We start from the raw sequence: 240 nt of genomic DNA, 5'->3' as shown, positions 1-240 counted from the left end.
CGACCCACCATTTAAATCCCCATTATGCACTCCTTAAATGGGTCGTTAGCTCAGTCGGTAGAGCTGTTGACTTTTCATCAATGGGGCGCAGGTTCGAGCCGAGCGCAGCGAGACAACGATGCGTCAGCATCGGCCCGAAGGGTGAGGCCAAAGGCCGAATCATCCTGCACGACCCACCATTTAAATCCCCATTATGCACTCCCTAAATTGATTGTTAGCTCAGTCGGCAGAGCCGTTGAC

Annotated in this window: 1 tRNA gene; it reads left to right on the top strand. The window is 52.9% G+C overall.

The window, feature by feature from the left end:
• Positions 1 to 39 precede the first annotated feature (39 nt).
• Positions 40 to 179 (top strand) — tRNA-Lys (locus FE392_RS19815).
• Positions 180 to 240 lie beyond the last annotated feature (61 nt).

Origin of the sequence: Xenorhabdus santafensis (assembly GCF_033949405.1) — a bacterium.
GTDB lineage: Bacteria > Pseudomonadota > Gammaproteobacteria > Enterobacterales > Enterobacteriaceae > Xenorhabdus > Xenorhabdus santafensis.
This window is presented reverse-complemented; position numbering and strand designations above follow the sequence as displayed.